The organism is Pontibacter mucosus (assembly GCF_003054055.1).
Lineage (GTDB): Bacteria > Bacteroidota > Bacteroidia > Cytophagales > Hymenobacteraceae > Pontibacter > Pontibacter mucosus.
This window is the reverse complement of record NZ_QBKI01000003.1, coordinates 198,945-214,740: the sequence shown is the minus strand read 5'-3', so window position 1 is coordinate 214,740 and position 15,796 is coordinate 198,945. Positions and strand designations below refer to the sequence as shown.

The following is a 15,796-nucleotide window of genomic DNA, read 5'->3' as shown; positions in this document are numbered from 1 at the left end:
ATTACCCCCTTATTCGTTTCCACCAGGACTTTGTTTCGTTATCCTCGGCATAATACCCATAGCCATACCCATAACCGTAGCCATACCCATAGTTCAACTTCTTGTAATTGACGTCATTGAACAGGATGGCTGTGTTACGAATTTTACCGGACTCATACTGTAGCTGCACATTCTTCAGGAAGTCCCGGATAGTATAATCCTGCCGTACCATGAACACATTGGCATCAGCAATCTGCATCAGTTCCAGGCCATCGGAAAGTATACCAACTGGCGGCGTGTCCATAATGATATAGTCGTAGCGGCGCTTCAGTTCTGCCACCAGATCAGTCATCCGGCTGCTTAGCAATAGCTCCGACGGGTTAGGCGGTATATCGCCCGAAGGCAGCACATGCAGGTGCTCCTGAATCGTAGTATTGATCACATCATCCAGCGTGGCGTGTCCGGCCAGGTAGTTACTGAGGCCAAGGCTATTAGTTACCCCTAAGTCCGTATTATTGTTAGGCTTGCGCATATCCGCGTTCACCAGCAGAGTCCTCTCCCCTGATATGGAAATAATGTAGGCCAGGTTTTTGGCAGAGAAGGTTTTTCCCTCGCCGCTGATAGAGGAGGTGATGACAATAATTTTTCCACCATCGGCTGTAGCGTCACTAACGCCGGTCATGTACCGCAAATTAGACCTGACCGTCCGGAACGCCTCTGCCAGCGCGGACTTCGGGCTAAGATTGGCCAATAAATTCTCCTCCTTTTTGTTATGCCCCACAAGACCAAGCAGAGGTAGTTCTGTATACTTGCCAATATCCTCCACAGTATGGATCTTGTTGTTCATCAGCTCCTTCACAAAAATAAGGGCAAATGGCAAACCAAGCCCAATGGCCAGGGCGATACCGTAGTTCCGGAGCGGGAGTGGCGCAGTTTGGTTACTGATAGTGGCCTCCCGGAGAATGGTTACATCGGAGGTGTTGGCAGCCTTGGCAATACCGGCCTCCGCACGTTTCTCCATCAGGAACACGTACAGGTTTTCACTCAGGCTATAAAGCCTTTGGATGTTGATCAGCTGTCTTTCAGAAGAAGGCAGTTTTTGCAACTCAGCTGCCGCAGTATTTATACGCTGGTCCAGATTTCTCAAGGCAATCTGGTTTGCATCCTTCAGGCTGTTGAGGTTCTCCAGCAAGGAGGATCTTACCTCATTTAGCTGCTGTCGCTTCAGCTTGATGCCCGGATTATCCTGCCCTTGCCCCGTAGAAGCCACACTTAGTTCTGTTTGAAGAGAAACCAATTGCGAAACCAATGCATTCAATACCGGATCACTAACGCCTAATGTTGCAGGCGCCTGAATAACCTCTTCAGGGTTTTCTTTGCCCAGATATGTGGAAAGGTAATCATAATAGCGGGCTGTTAACAGCAGTTCCGCTTTCCGCTGCTCAAGCGACTCGAGCTCGCCTGCAACTCTAGCACCAGCAGCACTTAAGTTCATCGCCGCCGTACGTCGTTTAAAGTCCTCCAGTCGGGATTCGATAAAGTATAACGAATCACTAATCTGCTGTAGTTGAAGGTCAATAAAATTAAGAGTACCTACAGCCTTGGAGTTTTTTATATCCAGGTTATTCTGCCTGTAGGTCTCCATGTGAGCATTCAGGTAATCAATATCCTTCTTGGGTGTCGAACCAGCTACGGTTAGAACGAGTGCCGAGGCATCGCCACCGTAAGGCTTTACAGCAAGGTTAGACGCATACCTGCGGGCCAAGTCATCCAGGTTGTTGATGGAAAACATAACCTCATTCCCATTAAAGGCCTCCGGCTTCAGTAAGTCAATGGAAAACGCAAAATCATCGATGAGGTAGGACTGTCCAAACTTGAAGGACTTATCTGCTACCTTGTCGTTCCACTTCAGGTTTTCAGTTGATAAGCTATAATTCTGGTCATCCTGCGGGCTAACCTTAAACGTGACATTATAGGGAATAGCCGCTGCAGTCGTGTCGAAGGTTACCTGAATGGGAGCATCCCCCTTATAAGCCTCCAACATCAGCACATTACCTTTTACATAATAGCTGACACGGAAGTCCAGCTTATCTAATGTCTGACGAGCCAGTGACTTTGTCTTCAACAGTATCGACTCATTGGTAAGTCCCTGAGCGCCCTTAAAAAGCTCGGTTCCATAGAGTAGCGCTGCTGCGGAGGCACCTTTGGTAGGGTCCCCGGAAAACATGACAGAAGAAGACACCTCATACTGGGGAACTGTGTAGCGGTTCACCAGCCATGCCGCAGAAAGGGCGATAACAGCACCAATAACAAACAGATACCATTTGGAAATGGCCGAGTTTAAAAGTGCCTTAAAATCTATGAAGCTGTTTTCTTCGGGATTGAATGTCGATTCCAACTTATGTAGGTTATCTTGATAATCTGGTATATAATAGGACAACGGAGGCAATCAAACCGAAGCCAAGCGAGAAGGTACCCAATACATTCTCCCGGAAGAACTTGGCAGGCAGCGGATCTACCACAATCATATCATCAGGCCTCAGGTAAAAGTTGTTCATTGCCAGGGTGTTTTCATCCAGTAAGCTGAAAGCATATACTTTTGCCTGGCCTTCTTCGTAGCGAATGAGTTTAATCTTGCCGCGGTTTGCATAGCTGCTCAAGCCGCCGGCATTAGCGATGGCCTCCACCACGTTGATATTATCCTGGTAGGTAGTGAACTGCCCTTGCCTTCCTACTTCACCCACGATAGTATAGCGGAAAGTGAGCAGGCGCAAATTCACGGTTGGGTTGGCCAGGTAGGGTTTAAGAGCCTCGGTTACCACCCCTCTGGCTTCCGGCATGGTGAGGCCGCCCAAACGGATTTTTCCCACAACGGGTAGCAGGATGTCCCCTGCCTCGTCAATCGTATAGCCGTCTAAAACCGGATCGGTTGCGCCAAAAGTGGTGGTACCAGCGCTAAGAAAGTCATACTCTTGAGGAGTGGTTGACTGCACCCTTAGGGAAAGGACATCACCTGTCCGAAGGGTATAAACAGGCTTCTTAAGATCAAATGTTTTCAGCAGCTCGTCTGCCTTGCCCTGGTCTTTCACTTCAGGGTTCTCTTGCAGCAGCAGGAGCTTTTTTTGTGGAACGCAGGAGGCAAAAAAGGCCAATCCTACAACGAACCACCATGCGATAAGGGTTTTGCGCATTGGATTATGATTCCTCACTTCGTAAGTAAGCCAAAAGGCTATTTATTCTCTAGGTATAGTAATGTCTGAAATGGTAAAATTATGAAATTATTGTTTCCGCTTGCAGTTTTTTGTCCATTTATATTTATCGTTTCCACTTAGAACTGCACCTGAATGCCATTGGAAATAGTATAAACGAACCTGGTAACAGGTACTATAGGTTTATCTTCATACACGCAGTTGAAATTTGTCTTAAACGAAAACACATTCGTGAGCTTCACCTGCAGGGTAATATCCCCGCTTATCCTGTTTCTGAACCTGTCTATACTTTTATCATGGCCCACCTGATAGTAAGCAATGCCTTCTGTGCTTACCTGCTCACTAAGCTTGACCTTTCCACTGAGGTAGTTGGTCGATTTAAACAAGTCGGAAACAATGAGTTGCTGCTCCATGTCCGGATTCTCCCATTCCTCGTGTTCATGCATCAGGCCCGTGCCAACGTATACGCTGCCGTCATCCCCGGAAAGCAAGCGGTAGCGGATGCCCCCACCGGCCAGTGTCCGCAGCTCCAGTCCCCTTGCCTTATCCGCCTGCACCTGGGTAAAAGCCTCGTAAGAGAGGCGCTTCCTGCGCAAGAAGTTTACCCTGAAATGGGAGTAACCAGTGCTGGCAACTGTATTGCGAAGCTCCTCCGAATCATAGTTAACCAGCAGATAATTATAGTAGTTAAGCAACAGGTAACTATGCTTCTGTGAAATGTAGGCCACATCGCCGTTGAAGGTGAGCTGCAGATAGTTGTTGGGGTTATCCTTGCCAGCGTTCCGGTTGAACATCGAAAAGCTCAGACCACCCTTCCCCGTAAAATAACCCGCAGAATCGCGCTCCACACGGGCACGTTCAATGTTTAGAATCTGAGCCGAGGCTCCCTTGGGGGATAGGCACAAGAGGGCACATACCATGGCAAACACAAGGCAAATCACTTTAACGGAAGGTATCGACACGGTAATTTTGAGCTCTAATTTCTGCTGCAGGGCAAACATTTAGCAAATTCTGACGGATATATTACAAAGGAACAAAGACAGAACCGCTTATAAAAGCCGTGTTCCTGAAAATCCTTTTTATACTTTTTAACTATCTGAATTATGGCAAGGGACTCCTATAAACTGATGATGGCTTTGCGTGAGACTGCTGCGAGGCTGGCAAATGGCGCAACGTATGAATGGGGGCACATGGGAAGCTGCAACTGCGGTCACCTGGCCCAAACCATCACCCAGTATACAAAAGGCCAGATTCACGGCGCTGCGATGTGGCGCTACGGCGACTGGCGGGAACAGCTCCGGGACTACTGCCCGCATAGCGGCCTCCCGATGGATGAAATCATAGATCAGATGCTGGAGGTAGGCTTTACGCGGGAAGAATTGGCGCACCTGGAGGCGCTCTCCCACCCGCTGGTAACAGCACGTTTGCCACAACACCGCAGGCACCTGAAGCATAACCTGCGCGATGACGTGGTCCTATACTTAACCACATGGGCTGATGTGCTGGAGGAGCAGTTGCCGGTTTATACTTTGTCTGGTAGAACCCCTGAACCTGCCTTGGCTTAATATTGCATTAACGCTCCCACAAAGATTTTTCTTAGCTTTGCGGCGGGCAAAGTATAAAAGGGCATGCATTCTGGTTCCATCGTAGAAGCAACACGCGAGTACGTACAAAAGAAATTATCCGGGGAAGGCTCGGGGCACGACTGGTGGCATGTGCTTAGAGTATGGAACAACGCCAGAACAATTGCTCAGAAGGAAAACGCTGATTTATTTGTGGTGGATTTGGCTGCGCTGCTGCACGACATCGGCGACCATAAATTTCACAACGGGGACGAAACCGTGGGGCCACGCCTGGCACGGGAGTGGCTGGAGCAGCAGCAGGTAGAGGAAAAAACCATCGAGCACGTGTGCAGCATTATCAGGGATCTTTCCTTCAAGGGAGCCGGCACCTCTTCGGCCATGCCCACGCTGGAAGGCAAAGTAGTGCAGGACGCTGACCGCCTGGATGCCATCGGGGCCATGGGTATTGCACGTGCTTTTGCCTACGGAGGCCATAAAAACAGGGAGATGTATAACCCCAATATAAAACCTGTACTGCACGAGAGCTTCGAGGCGTATAAAAGCAGCACCGCCCCCACCATCAACCATTTCTACGAGAAACTGCTGCTACTCAAAGACCGGATGCACACCGGAACTGCCAGGCAAATGGCCGCGCAACGGCATCAGTACATGGAGGATTTTCTCAGTCAATTTTTCGCTGAATGGGACGGAGAGCGGTAATACGGCTGCTCTCAAAGCCTAATTTAGACTTGAAGTATACTTTATAACTGCTCCAGTACCTCCTCCACCTTTTTGCCCACGGCTCCTGCTCCGGCCTTAAAGTTGATGGCACCCTCTGCCCATCCGCGCCATAGCAGCATGTTCGATCTGGGGTTAATCAAATCAATGATCAGGGTTCCTTCCTTAAAAAGATCCACGCTACGGTAGCCGGGCATATCGGCATGGCCATACGTGTAGCGCAACCCGCTCATGTAGGCGTAACCATAGCCAAAGCCCGTTGCAAAGTTCTCGGACCTATCCTTCTCTTCCGGCACCGACACGCTGACGTCGTAGGCCACCAGGACATCCGGATTTTTCTCCACCTTGGAATAGCCGCGCTCCTGCAGTTCCTTCTCCACTGCCTCCACCAAATGCGCATGCAGTGCTGGTTTATAGCCTTTCAGGTACTCCGGTTGGGCGGCGGGGCTTGGCTGGTACCAGGCATAGGTTTTGGCAGTACGCAGACTGGATGCATAAGGCGCTTTGATAGCTTTAGCTCCCAGCGAGGCGGAAGTTGTAACACAGGAGGATAGCGTTGTAGCACCAAGTATAAACAGGCAGACAAGTACAGATGAAAGGAGGTTTTTCATAGAATTTAAAGTATAAAAAAACTGGCTACAGATTACCCGGAAGCCAGAGCCTTGGAACGTGTACAAATATAATAAAAAGTATACATGTATGATTGACTCAGGCGGCCATGATGCATTGTACCACATACTACAGTGATATGACTTTGGTTCGGAACGTCCCCGGCCAGCAACCATGAACAGTCCAAATCCGTGTACGGAAGTATAAACTATGAACAAAACTTATGACTGACCTTACTTCTTATGTTCCCAGCCCACCGCCGCAGTGGGTGGAGAACTTCGCCCGTTTTGGCCTGGCTGCCAAAGGGGTAGTATATAGCCTGATAGGGCTTCTGGCCTTTATGGCCGCTTTCGAAATCGGTGGGCAATCGACTGATGATACCAAACGCACAGGGGTGCTGAAAACCATACAAGACCTGCCTGCCGGCAACGTGCTGTTGGGGCTTACGGCCATCGGCCTGCTGTGCTATGCCATCTGGCGCTTTATGCAGGCCATCAAGGACACTGAGGACAAAGGATCTGATGCCAAAGGCATAGCCAGGCGCCTGCGCTATGCTTTCAGCGGTTTGGTATATGGCGGTTTTGCCTTTCTGGCGGCGCGCATGGTGATCGGCGACAGTGGTGGCGGGGGCACAGACTCCCGGGAAACCCTGACTGCCAGTCTTTTGGAGCAGCCTTTTGGCCAGTGGCTGGTGGGGATTGTGGCCGTGGGAACCATAGCAGCGGGCATTTACCAAATCTATTACGGCTTCTCTGAAAAGTATAAAAAGGAAGTACACACCAGCCGGGTGCAGCACGAGGCAGAGCACCTGCTCATCCGGGCAGGCAAGCTGGGCTACATGGCCCGTGGCATAGTATGGCTCCTCATTGGCTACCTCTTTCTGCAAGCCGCCCTCAAGGCAAGGGCCTCAGAGGCGGGTGGCAACAGCGAAGCCTTCGCGCTGCTCGAGAACTCTTCCTACGGCTCTTTTATACTTGGTGCCGTGGCCCTTGGACTCATCCTTTACGGCGTGTTTATGTTCCTGAGAGCTAAGTATCAACCCATCAGGGCTTAAGCACAGATGCCCCTTGCACGAGCGCCTTCTTCAGTATGTTCAATACCAAAGAAGGCGCTCGTGTTTTACACCCATCAGGAGGTGAACATAACCGTGTTTTAAAATATAACCATTCTTAAAAGTATAAAGCCTGGCTGCGGCCCGGTATCACCCTTAAAAAAGAGCTCAGCGTTTTGCAAAAGCGCGTTAATTTCAATTACTTAGCGCAAAATTTAACCGCACCAAAGATTAGGAACCTGTTGTATTATTTCAACCTAATTACAACACGCTATCTTTATAAACGGGCACCCTGCTACTACCTGATTGCTACATGAAAAACAGCTCTTTTAAGATTTTTATACTTGATGATGATGTGTGGTACAGCGAACTGCTGGAATATCATCTATCCCTAAACCCTGATTACGAACTCAAGAAATTTCATTCCGCTAAAGATTGCCTTAGCAGCCTTTACGAGCGCCCCAATGTTTTAACCCTCGACTACTCGTTGCCCGACAAGAACGGTGCGGAGGTGTTGAGCAAGATAAAAGAGCAGAGCCCCGATACACAGGTCATCATCATCTCCGGGCAAAACGACGTAGCCACCGCAGTAGACCTGCTTAAAAAAGGGGCCTACGATTATATTGTAAAGGACGAGGACACCCCGGAGCGCCTCTGGAACACGATCAACAAAATCCGTGAGAACGTATCGCTGCGCCAGGAGATTGACCAGTTGCGGGAGGAGATCGGGCAGAAGTATGATTTCGGCAACTTCATCATCGGCAACAGCGATGCCATGAAGCGGGTGTTCACGATGATGGGCAAAGCGGCCAAAACCAACATCACCGTGTCTATCAGCGGCGAGACCGGCACCGGCAAAGAGCTCGTGGCCAAAGCCATACACTATAACAGCGCGAAGAAGAAGTCGCCCTATGTGGCTGTGAACGTGGCCGCCATCCCACGCGAGCTAATCGAGAGCGAGCTTTTCGGGCATGAGAAAGGCGCCTTTACCGGGGCAATAGCACGCAGGCTGGGCAAGTTTGAGGAAGCCAACAAAGGCACCATCTTCCTCGATGAGATTGGCGAGCTGGATATCAGCCTGCAGGCCAAGCTGCTGCGGGTGCTGCAGGAAAAAGAAATCACGCGCGTGGGCGGAAACAGTGTGGTGCCCGTTAACGCCCGCATCATTGTAGCCACCCACAAAGACCTGGCAGAGGAAGTACGGAAAGGCAACTTCCGCGAAGACCTTTATTACCGTTTGCTGGGCCTGCCCATTCACCTCCCTCCTCTTCGGGAGCGCGGTCCCGACATACTGGTGCTGGCAAAGCACTTTATGGATGCCTTTGCCAAAGAGAACGGCCTCGGCAAAATGACACTCTCCACGGAGGCGCAGGAAAAGCTCCTCTCCCACGCTTACCCCGGGAACGTGCGTGAGCTGAAGGCTCTGGTAGAACTGGCTGTGGTGATGGCCGACGACAACGTCATCATGCCGCATGATATTAACCTGACTGTCAGCAACCGAGAGGTTGATTTCCTGGCCAAGGAGCGAACGCTGCGCGAGTATACCACCGATATCATCCAGCGTTTCCTGAACAAGTATGACCATAATGTGCTGCTGGTGGCCGAGAAACTCGACGTTGGCAAATCCACCATCTACCGGATGCTCCAGAACAAGGAGTTGGTTTCTAAGTGAGCAAAGTATAAAATCTGCGCTTTGTCATACTTTATTCTATCGAGTACTGCTAATATTGCCACAAAAATAGTAGTACAGATATAGTTCGCCAGGCATTTTAGTACGTCGGGCGTCACTGGAAAGCGAGCATCCCATGAATATGGCACAACACGAGGAACTGCTGAGGCAGTTAGAGAAGGAAAAAAAAGCCCGGGAGGCTGCTGAAGCGCTTGTGCAAAGCCAACAGGCGGAGATTGCGCAGCTAAAGCAGCAATTGGCCCCTACGGACTGTGACCATATTCTTTACCCAAACCAGGCGGCCACGCAGGAGCCCGATTGGCAGAAACTGCATGCCGAGGTGCAGGACGAGTATCCCAGCCCGGTATTGCGCCTGAGCTTTTCAGGGGAAATTCTTTCGGCTAACCTGGCTGCGCAGGATTTTATGTACGGCGTGATCAGGCAGCGGCTGCACGGCCTCCGGCGTTTACTGCTCATGCATATCCGGCGGGTGGAAAGGAAGCACGGCAACAGGCCTGCTTCTTTTGACATCTCCATCGCCGGCCGCTATTACCATGTACTTTTCTACCCGGTTAACAGAAGAGGATACTTTAACCTGTACATGACCGATTTCACGGAGAGGCGCAAGGCAGAATCAGCCCTGCTTGAAAGCCAGAGCCTGCTCCGGAACATCGCCCATACAATTCCTAACATCGTTTACCTCTATCAGATTGAGGGAAATAGCTGCATCTACATAAACGAGCAGATCATGTCGGTACTTGGCTATAACGTCATGGATATAGCCGAGATGGAGGGGCAGATATTCACACATATAGTCGTTCCTGAGCACCAGCACAAGATACAGGAGCATACACAGCGAATGCTGGGCGCCCATGATGGCGAGGTGCTGGAAGTAGAATACCTGGTGCATAAGAAGGACAGGAGCGTCAGAAACCTTTGCTGTCGCGAGAGTGTGTACAAGCGCAAAGAAAACGGGCAGGTAAAGCTAATCATTGGCTCAGCAGAGGATGTCACGCTAATACGGCAGCAAAGCCATGCGTTGCAACGCCAAAAAGATTTTTACGAGGCTATCCTCAACCACATCCCCTCCGACATAGCCGTCTACAACAACCGGCTGGAGTACCTCTTTGTGAACCCGGCGGCCGTGCTGGACGAGGGCATGCGGCAATGGCTTATCGGCAAGACGAACGAGGATTACAGCCGCCAGCGCAACATACCTGCCGAACGCATGCAACGGCGTTCAGAAGCCCTCCGCAGCGTGCTCGAGCAGAAGCAATACGTGGAGTTTGAGGAAAAATTACAGACCAGGGAAGGGGGCGAATCCTACCACATCCGCAAGCTAAACCCTGTCCTGAATCAGCAGGGCGAGGTGGATCTGATCATCGGACACGGCATGAACATCACGGAGCTGCGCCTGGCCCAGGAACAAAGGCTGGCCAGCGAGAAAAAAAACAGCGCCATACTTGCCGCTATCCCCGACCTGATACTCATTATCGACAAAGATGGCCGCTACCAGGGGATGCAGAACGAGCGGCAGGAACGTTTGCTATTTCCAAAACACAAGGTGATTGGCAGGCTCGTTTCGGAGCTTTTGCCAAAAGCGTTGGCTGAAAGGTATGTATCGCTTGTTCAGAAGGTGATCGAAACCGGCCATCATCAAAGTATAGAGTATGAGCTGGCGTTTCCGGACGGGCTGCACTATTACGAAGGTCGAATCCTGAAGTATAATGACAACGAGGTGCTCACGATTGTGCGCGAGCTGACCGAGGAGAAGAAGGCGGCACTGGAAATTAAGGAGAAAAACGAGTTGATCCGGCAGGTATTTAACACAAGCTCCAGCCTCATTTATGTAAAAGATGCGGAAGGAAGGCTTGTAATGGCCAACCGGGAATATGCCAGGCTGTTTCATAAGCCACTGGAAGAGCTTATCGGGAAGAAAGTAACTGACTTTCATCCATACCTTGAAGAGGCCAGCCTCTACCTGGAATCAGACCTACGTGTTATTCAGGAGCTGAAAGAGGTAAGGCTACAGGAGTGCTATAGCCAGCCGGATGGGGAGCCGCAGTGGTTTAACACCGTAAAAAAGCCCCTTATCACCAGCGACGGAAGCGTAAACATGCTGGGCGTTTCCAACAACGTAACCGAGCAGCGCCTGGCAGACAGACGCCTGCAGGAAAGTGAGGAACTGCACCGCCTCCTTTCCGAGAACTCGAAAGACATGGTAAGTCTGCACCACCTGGATGGCAGCTACATTTACGTTTCCAAGGCAGTAGAGGAGATTCTGGGGTACACCCAGCAGGAGATGCTGCAGCTGCAGCTGCATGAGGTGGTCCACCCGGAAGACCTGGAATACCTGAAAGAGCAGGTCTGCTATGAGGCCCTGAAACACAAGCAATACATCACGCTGCAGCACCGCCTCCTGCGCCACGACGGTACCGATATATGGGTCGAGAGCAACGTACGCCCTATCCTGGATGAAGGGGGGCAACCGGTAAGGCTACAGTCATCGGTGCGCAATATAATGCAGCGCCGCGCAGCCAATGAGGCTCTGAGGAGCAGCGAGAAACGATACCGCGACCTGATTAACTACAGCCCGGCTTTTATCTGCACCCACGATCTGGGCGGTAACATACAGTCGGTCAACCCATACTTGCTGCAAATGCTGGGCTACACCTCTGAGGAGATGGTAGGGCATAATTTGGCCGAGTTCATTTCCAAGGACAACAGCAAGGTCTTGCAGGATTATCTGAAAGCCATTTGCCAGGCCAAACTGGTGGATGGCATCCTCCCTATCCTGAACAAGGAAAAAGAAACCCGCCACCTGTACTACAAAAACTATAAAGTAGAGGAGCCTAACCAGCCCCCCTACGTTATCGGAATCGCGCAGGACATCACGGACCGCCTGCGCACGGAGCGGGAGCTGAAGAAGGCCAAGGAGGCGGCAGAGGAGTCGGCGCGGGTGAAAGAGAACTTCCTGGCCAATATGAGCCATGAGATCCGCACCCCCATGAACGGCATACTGGGTATGGCTGGCTTGCTGAAGAAAACGCGGCTAACAGGCGAGCAGCAAAACTACCTGGATATTATCACACAGTCGGCAGACAACCTGCTGGTTATCATCAACGACATCCTGGACATTGCCAAGATAGAGTCCGGCAAGATGGAGCTGGAGCAGATTCCGTTTAACCTGTGCGAAACTGTGCAAATGGCCTACAAGAACTTCATCTACAAAGCAGAGGAGAAAGAAATTGCCTATGCGTATAAACCTGACGACCAGCACCCTCCTATTGTAATAGGAGATCCGTATCGCCTGAACCAGGTGCTCCTGAACCTGCTGAGCAACGCCATTAAGTTTACCCAGGAAGGCAGCGTGACCCTCTCCTGCCAAGTGCTCGATGAAACCAAAGACCATATTACGGTAGAGTTTGCCGTGGAGGATACCGGCATCGGCATACCGCCTTCTAAGATGGAATACATCTTCGAGGGCTTCAGCCAGGCCTACTCCAGCACCACCAGAAAGTATGGGGGAACCGGCCTCGGCCTGAGTATCTCCAAAACGCTCATCGAGATGCAGAACGGCCGCATCTGGGTGGAGAGTAGAGAAGGCAAAGGAAGCACCTTTAAATTTGTGCTAACTTATCCTAAATCCAAAGAAGCATACCAGGAAGTACACGAAGACAGAATCGATTACAAGAGCTTAGGGCCTATAAAGGTGTTGCTGGCCGAGGATAATGAGGTAAACGTCTTCCTGGCCAGGTCTATCCTGGAAGGATGGGGTGCTGAGGTGACCGTCGCTTACAACGGAATGGACGCGCTGGAACTGGTGGAAAAGAACCAGTACGATATTATCCTGATGGACATCCAGATGCCGGAACTGAGCGGAACAGACGCCACAGAAGCCATTCGAAAACTGAAGGATCTGGCCAAGGCCAGTACCCCGATTATGGCCATGACGGCTAACGCCATTAAAGGAGACGCGGAGAAGTACCTTGCCTCAGGGATGGACGATTACATTTCGAAGCCTTTCGAGGAGGCCAGGCTGTTCCGGAAGATAGAGGCCCTGCTTCGAAACAGCAAACCAGCGGCTACCCCGTTGCCTGAAACTCCAGAGGCTATGGAAAGTATAAATCCCGCACAGCTCTACGACCTGGCGGTGCTGGAGAAAATAGCGCGCGGCAACAAAGCCTTTATCAAACGCACCAAGCTGCTGTTTATCGAGACAGTGCCCGTTACCCTGCAGGAAATGCTCCAATGCCGGGACAGAGCTGATTGGCAGGGGGTTAGCGCTGCGGCACATAAGGTAAAATCTACCATCGACACACTGCGAATAGAAAGCGCGAAGGAAGTGGTGCGCCGGATAGAGGACAACGCAAAAAAGCAGGAGAACCTGGAGGCCGTTAAGGCAGATGTTGACCACCTGGCTGGTATCCTGGAACGGGTGCTGCTTCAGCTGCAGGATTCGCTGGCGGAAGTATAGCTTTCGGAGGTGACTTAAAACACGTCGCCTGCGCTGCAAATAGATAGTTATACTTGGGTTGATTTCAAAGCCGTCGAGCCAGTAACCAACGACTTTGAAATTTTCAGGCACAGGAAGACTAAGTGTGGCAAACTTTTACTAACTTCCTTACCCTGATACGATACCGACATGGAAATATCTCCCCTGCCCGACCTGGAAACACTGATTGAACTTCGCCGGGAAGTACACCGATTCCCCGAACTATCCGGCGCGGAGGAAGCCACCGCAGCACGAATCGTAGCACAGTTGCAGCAGTATGAGCCTGCCAGCATACTTACACAGGTGGGCGGCAAGGGACTCGTAGCAGTTTTTCAGGGCGATGCACCGGAGAACGGGCCAACCATACTTTTCAGGTCTGAACTGGACGCCTTGCCCATCACGGAAGACAATCCGGACCTGGCTTATACTTCGGCGGTTGCCGGTGTGGCGCACCTCTGCGGGCACGATGGGCACATGGCCATACTTTTAGGGCTAGCCAGCCTGCTGCACAAGTATAAACCAGCCAGAGGGCGCGTGTTGCTGCTCTTTCAGCCGGCCGAGGAAACAGGCGCCGGTGCTTGGGAGATGCTGCAGGACGAACGGCTGCTGGCCTTGCAGCCCGATTACGTGTTTGCCTTGCACAACCTACCTGGCTGGCCGCTGCACCAGGTAGTAGTGCGGGAGCAGGTGTTTGCTGCGGCCTCCACAGGGATGATTGTGGAACTGCAGGGCTACCCCTCCCACGCAGCTGAGCCGGAGAACGGATTAAACCCCGGGGAGGCCATGGCCGAAATTATACTTGCCTTTAACGAGCTCATCCGCCAGAAAACGCATTTTGAAGACCTCACGCTCCTAACAGTAGTACACGCGCGCCTGGGGGAAGTAGCCTTCGGCACCAACCCCGGCTACGGCACGGTACTGGCCACCCTCCGCTCCTACCTAAGTGCTGATCTGCAAAAGCTGAAAACACTGACGGAGGAACACGTGCATCACATCGCTCAGAAGTATAACCTGAAGTATAAAATCAGCTTTGTAGAGGAGTTTCCGGCTACCGTAAATGATGGAGCGGCTGTGGAACTGGTGCGGCAGGCTGCTGAAACCCTGGGCTTAGATGTGCAGGAAGCGGCACAGCCCTTCAGGTGGTCGGAGGACTTCGGGCATTTTACAGGGAAGTATAAAGGGGCCCTTTTCGGACTCGGGGCAGGGACAACGCTGCCGCAACTGCACCATGCCAACTATAACTTCCCGGATGAACTGATATCGACTGGAGCCAACGTGTTCCACCAAATTACTAGGCAGCTGCTTCATCCATAAAAACCTATGCTGCATAGCTCTTACATCGAAATAAGTAAATCAGCACTTCAAAACAACATCGATTTCATCCGAAGCGAAATCGGCCCTGACGTTCTGCTTTCATCAGTGGTGAAAGGGAACGCCTACGGTCATGGCATCGAGCAATTTACCCCGCTGGCGCAGGCCTGTGGTATCAATCATTTCTCAGTCTTTAGTGCTGATGAAGCCGACCGCCTGCTCAAATCCATCCCCCGGCCCTCCACTATCCTGATCATGGGCTACCTGGACAACCCAGAATTGGAATGGGCCATCCGGCACGACATGGAGTTTTTTGTGTTTGAGCTGGATAGGCTGCAGGAAGCCTCGGCCATGGCCAGAAAATTGGGGAAGCGCGCCAAAATACACCTCGAGCTGGAGACCGGTATGTACCGCACAGGTTTCGACAAAGCCGCGCTGGCTCGCGCAGAGACACTCCTCGCCAGCCACCGAACCGAGCTGGAATTACAAGGCATCTGCACCCACTTTGCCGGCGCAGAGAGCATGCAGAACCATGAGCGGGTGCTGCGCCAGCTGCAAAAGTATAACCGGCAGGTAGCACGTTTGCAACAGGCCGGGCACCTGCCCAGACAACGCCACACGGCTTGCTCTGCCGCCATGATCTCCTACCCCGATACCCGCATGGACATGGTGCGCGTGGGCATCATGCAGTATGGTCTTTGGCCCAGCCCCGAAACTTATAGCCGGTACATCAGCCAGCAGGAGGAGAAAAAAGACCCGCTGCAGCGCCTCGTTAACTGGAAAAGCCGCATCATGAGCCTTAAAAGCGTGCCGAAAGGTGAGTACATTGGCTACGGCACCTCGTTTCAGGCGCCGCGCGATATGGTTTTAGCCATCGTGCCCGTGGGGTATGCCTGGGGCTACAGCCGTTCCCTTAGTAACCAGGGGCAGGTATTGGTAAGGGGTACACGCGCGGCCGTGGTAGGCACCGTGAACATGAACGTGATGATGGTAGACGTAACGGACATACCGGATGTGGGGAAAGACGACGAAGTGGTGTTGCTGGGCAAACAGGGCGAGGAAAGTATAACCGTGGCCTCATTTGGGGAGCTTAGCACGCAGCTGAACTATGAGTTACTCACGCGCCTGCCGCTGAATATACCCCGCTGCGTGATAGAGTAATATACTTCTATA

11 protein-coding genes are annotated in these 15,796 nt (G+C 51.6%); 7 read left to right on the top strand and 4 right to left on the bottom strand.

Going from position 1 to position 15,796, the window contains the following annotated elements:
• Nucleotide 1 precedes the first annotated feature (1 nt).
• The 3 genes from C8N40_RS07285 to C8N40_RS07275 form a co-directional block, all read right to left on the bottom strand.
• Nucleotides 2-2,377 (bottom strand): GumC family protein, encoded by a 2,376-nt coding sequence (locus C8N40_RS07285; protein ID WP_108211127.1) that lies wholly within the window; start codon nucleotides 2,375-2,377, stop codon nucleotides 2-4.
• A gap of 10 nt (nucleotides 2,378-2,387) precedes the next feature.
• On the bottom strand, nucleotides 2,388-3,170 hold the full coding sequence (locus C8N40_RS07280) for a polysaccharide biosynthesis/export family protein (protein ID WP_108211126.1): 783 nt from the start codon (nucleotides 3,168-3,170) through the stop codon (nucleotides 2,388-2,390).
• A gap of 137 nt (nucleotides 3,171-3,307) precedes the next feature.
• Nucleotides 3,308-4,189 (bottom strand): DUF481 domain-containing protein, encoded by an 882-nt coding sequence (locus tag C8N40_RS07275; RefSeq protein ID WP_108211125.1) that lies wholly within the window; start codon nucleotides 4,187-4,189, stop codon nucleotides 3,308-3,310.
• 102 nt (nucleotides 4,190-4,291) lie between these two features.
• Between C8N40_RS07275 and C8N40_RS07270 the strand changes: the two genes are divergently transcribed.
• Together C8N40_RS07270 and C8N40_RS07265 are read left to right on the top strand one after the other, a co-directional pair.
• The gene (locus C8N40_RS07270) at nucleotides 4,292-4,753 is read left to right on the top strand and encodes a hypothetical protein (protein ID WP_170114040.1); all 462 of its coding nucleotides are present in this window, start codon (nucleotides 4,292-4,294) and stop codon (nucleotides 4,751-4,753) included.
• 63 nt (nucleotides 4,754-4,816) lie between these two features.
• Nucleotides 4,817-5,470, top strand: coding sequence for an HD domain-containing protein (locus C8N40_RS07265; RefSeq protein WP_108211124.1), 654 nt, complete (start codon nucleotides 4,817-4,819; stop codon nucleotides 5,468-5,470).
• A 41-nt stretch (nucleotides 5,471-5,511) separates the two neighbouring features.
• Here C8N40_RS07265 and C8N40_RS07260 read toward each other — a convergent pair whose 3' ends face one another.
• Complete coding sequence (locus C8N40_RS07260) at nucleotides 5,512-6,099, bottom strand: DUF4136 domain-containing protein (RefSeq protein WP_170114039.1); 588 nt, start codon at nucleotides 6,097-6,099, stop codon at nucleotides 5,512-5,514.
• Nucleotides 6,100-6,320: 221 nt separating this feature from the next.
• Between C8N40_RS07260 and C8N40_RS07255 the strand changes: the two genes are divergently transcribed.
• The 5 genes from C8N40_RS07255 (at nucleotide 6,321) to alr (ending at nucleotide 15,784) form a co-directional block, all read left to right on the top strand.
• Nucleotides 6,321-7,151: a DUF1206 domain-containing protein gene (locus C8N40_RS07255; RefSeq protein ID WP_170114038.1), complete on the top strand. Its 831-nt coding sequence runs from the start codon at nucleotides 6,321-6,323 to the stop codon at nucleotides 7,149-7,151.
• Between the two features lie 310 nt (nucleotides 7,152-7,461).
• Nucleotides 7,462-8,820, top strand: a complete 1,359-nt coding sequence (locus tag C8N40_RS07250) for a sigma-54-dependent transcriptional regulator (protein ID WP_108211122.1) — start codon at nucleotides 7,462-7,464, stop codon at nucleotides 8,818-8,820.
• A gap of 133 nt (nucleotides 8,821-8,953) precedes the next feature.
• Nucleotides 8,954-13,294, top strand: coding sequence for a PAS domain-containing hybrid sensor histidine kinase/response regulator (locus tag C8N40_RS07245; protein ID WP_108211121.1), 4,341 nt, complete (start codon nucleotides 8,954-8,956; stop codon nucleotides 13,292-13,294).
• 168 nt (nucleotides 13,295-13,462) lie between these two features.
• Nucleotides 13,463-14,626 carry an amidohydrolase gene (locus tag C8N40_RS07240; protein ID WP_108211120.1) on the top strand — a complete coding sequence of 388 codons (1,164 nt, stop codon included), beginning with the start codon at nucleotides 13,463-13,465 and terminating at the stop codon, nucleotides 14,624-14,626.
• 6 nt (nucleotides 14,627-14,632) lie between these two features.
• On the top strand, nucleotides 14,633-15,784 hold the full coding sequence (alr, locus tag C8N40_RS07235; protein WP_108211119.1) for an alanine racemase: 1,152 nt from the start codon (nucleotides 14,633-14,635) through the stop codon (nucleotides 15,782-15,784).
• The last annotated feature ends 12 nt before the right edge of the window (nucleotides 15,785-15,796 follow it).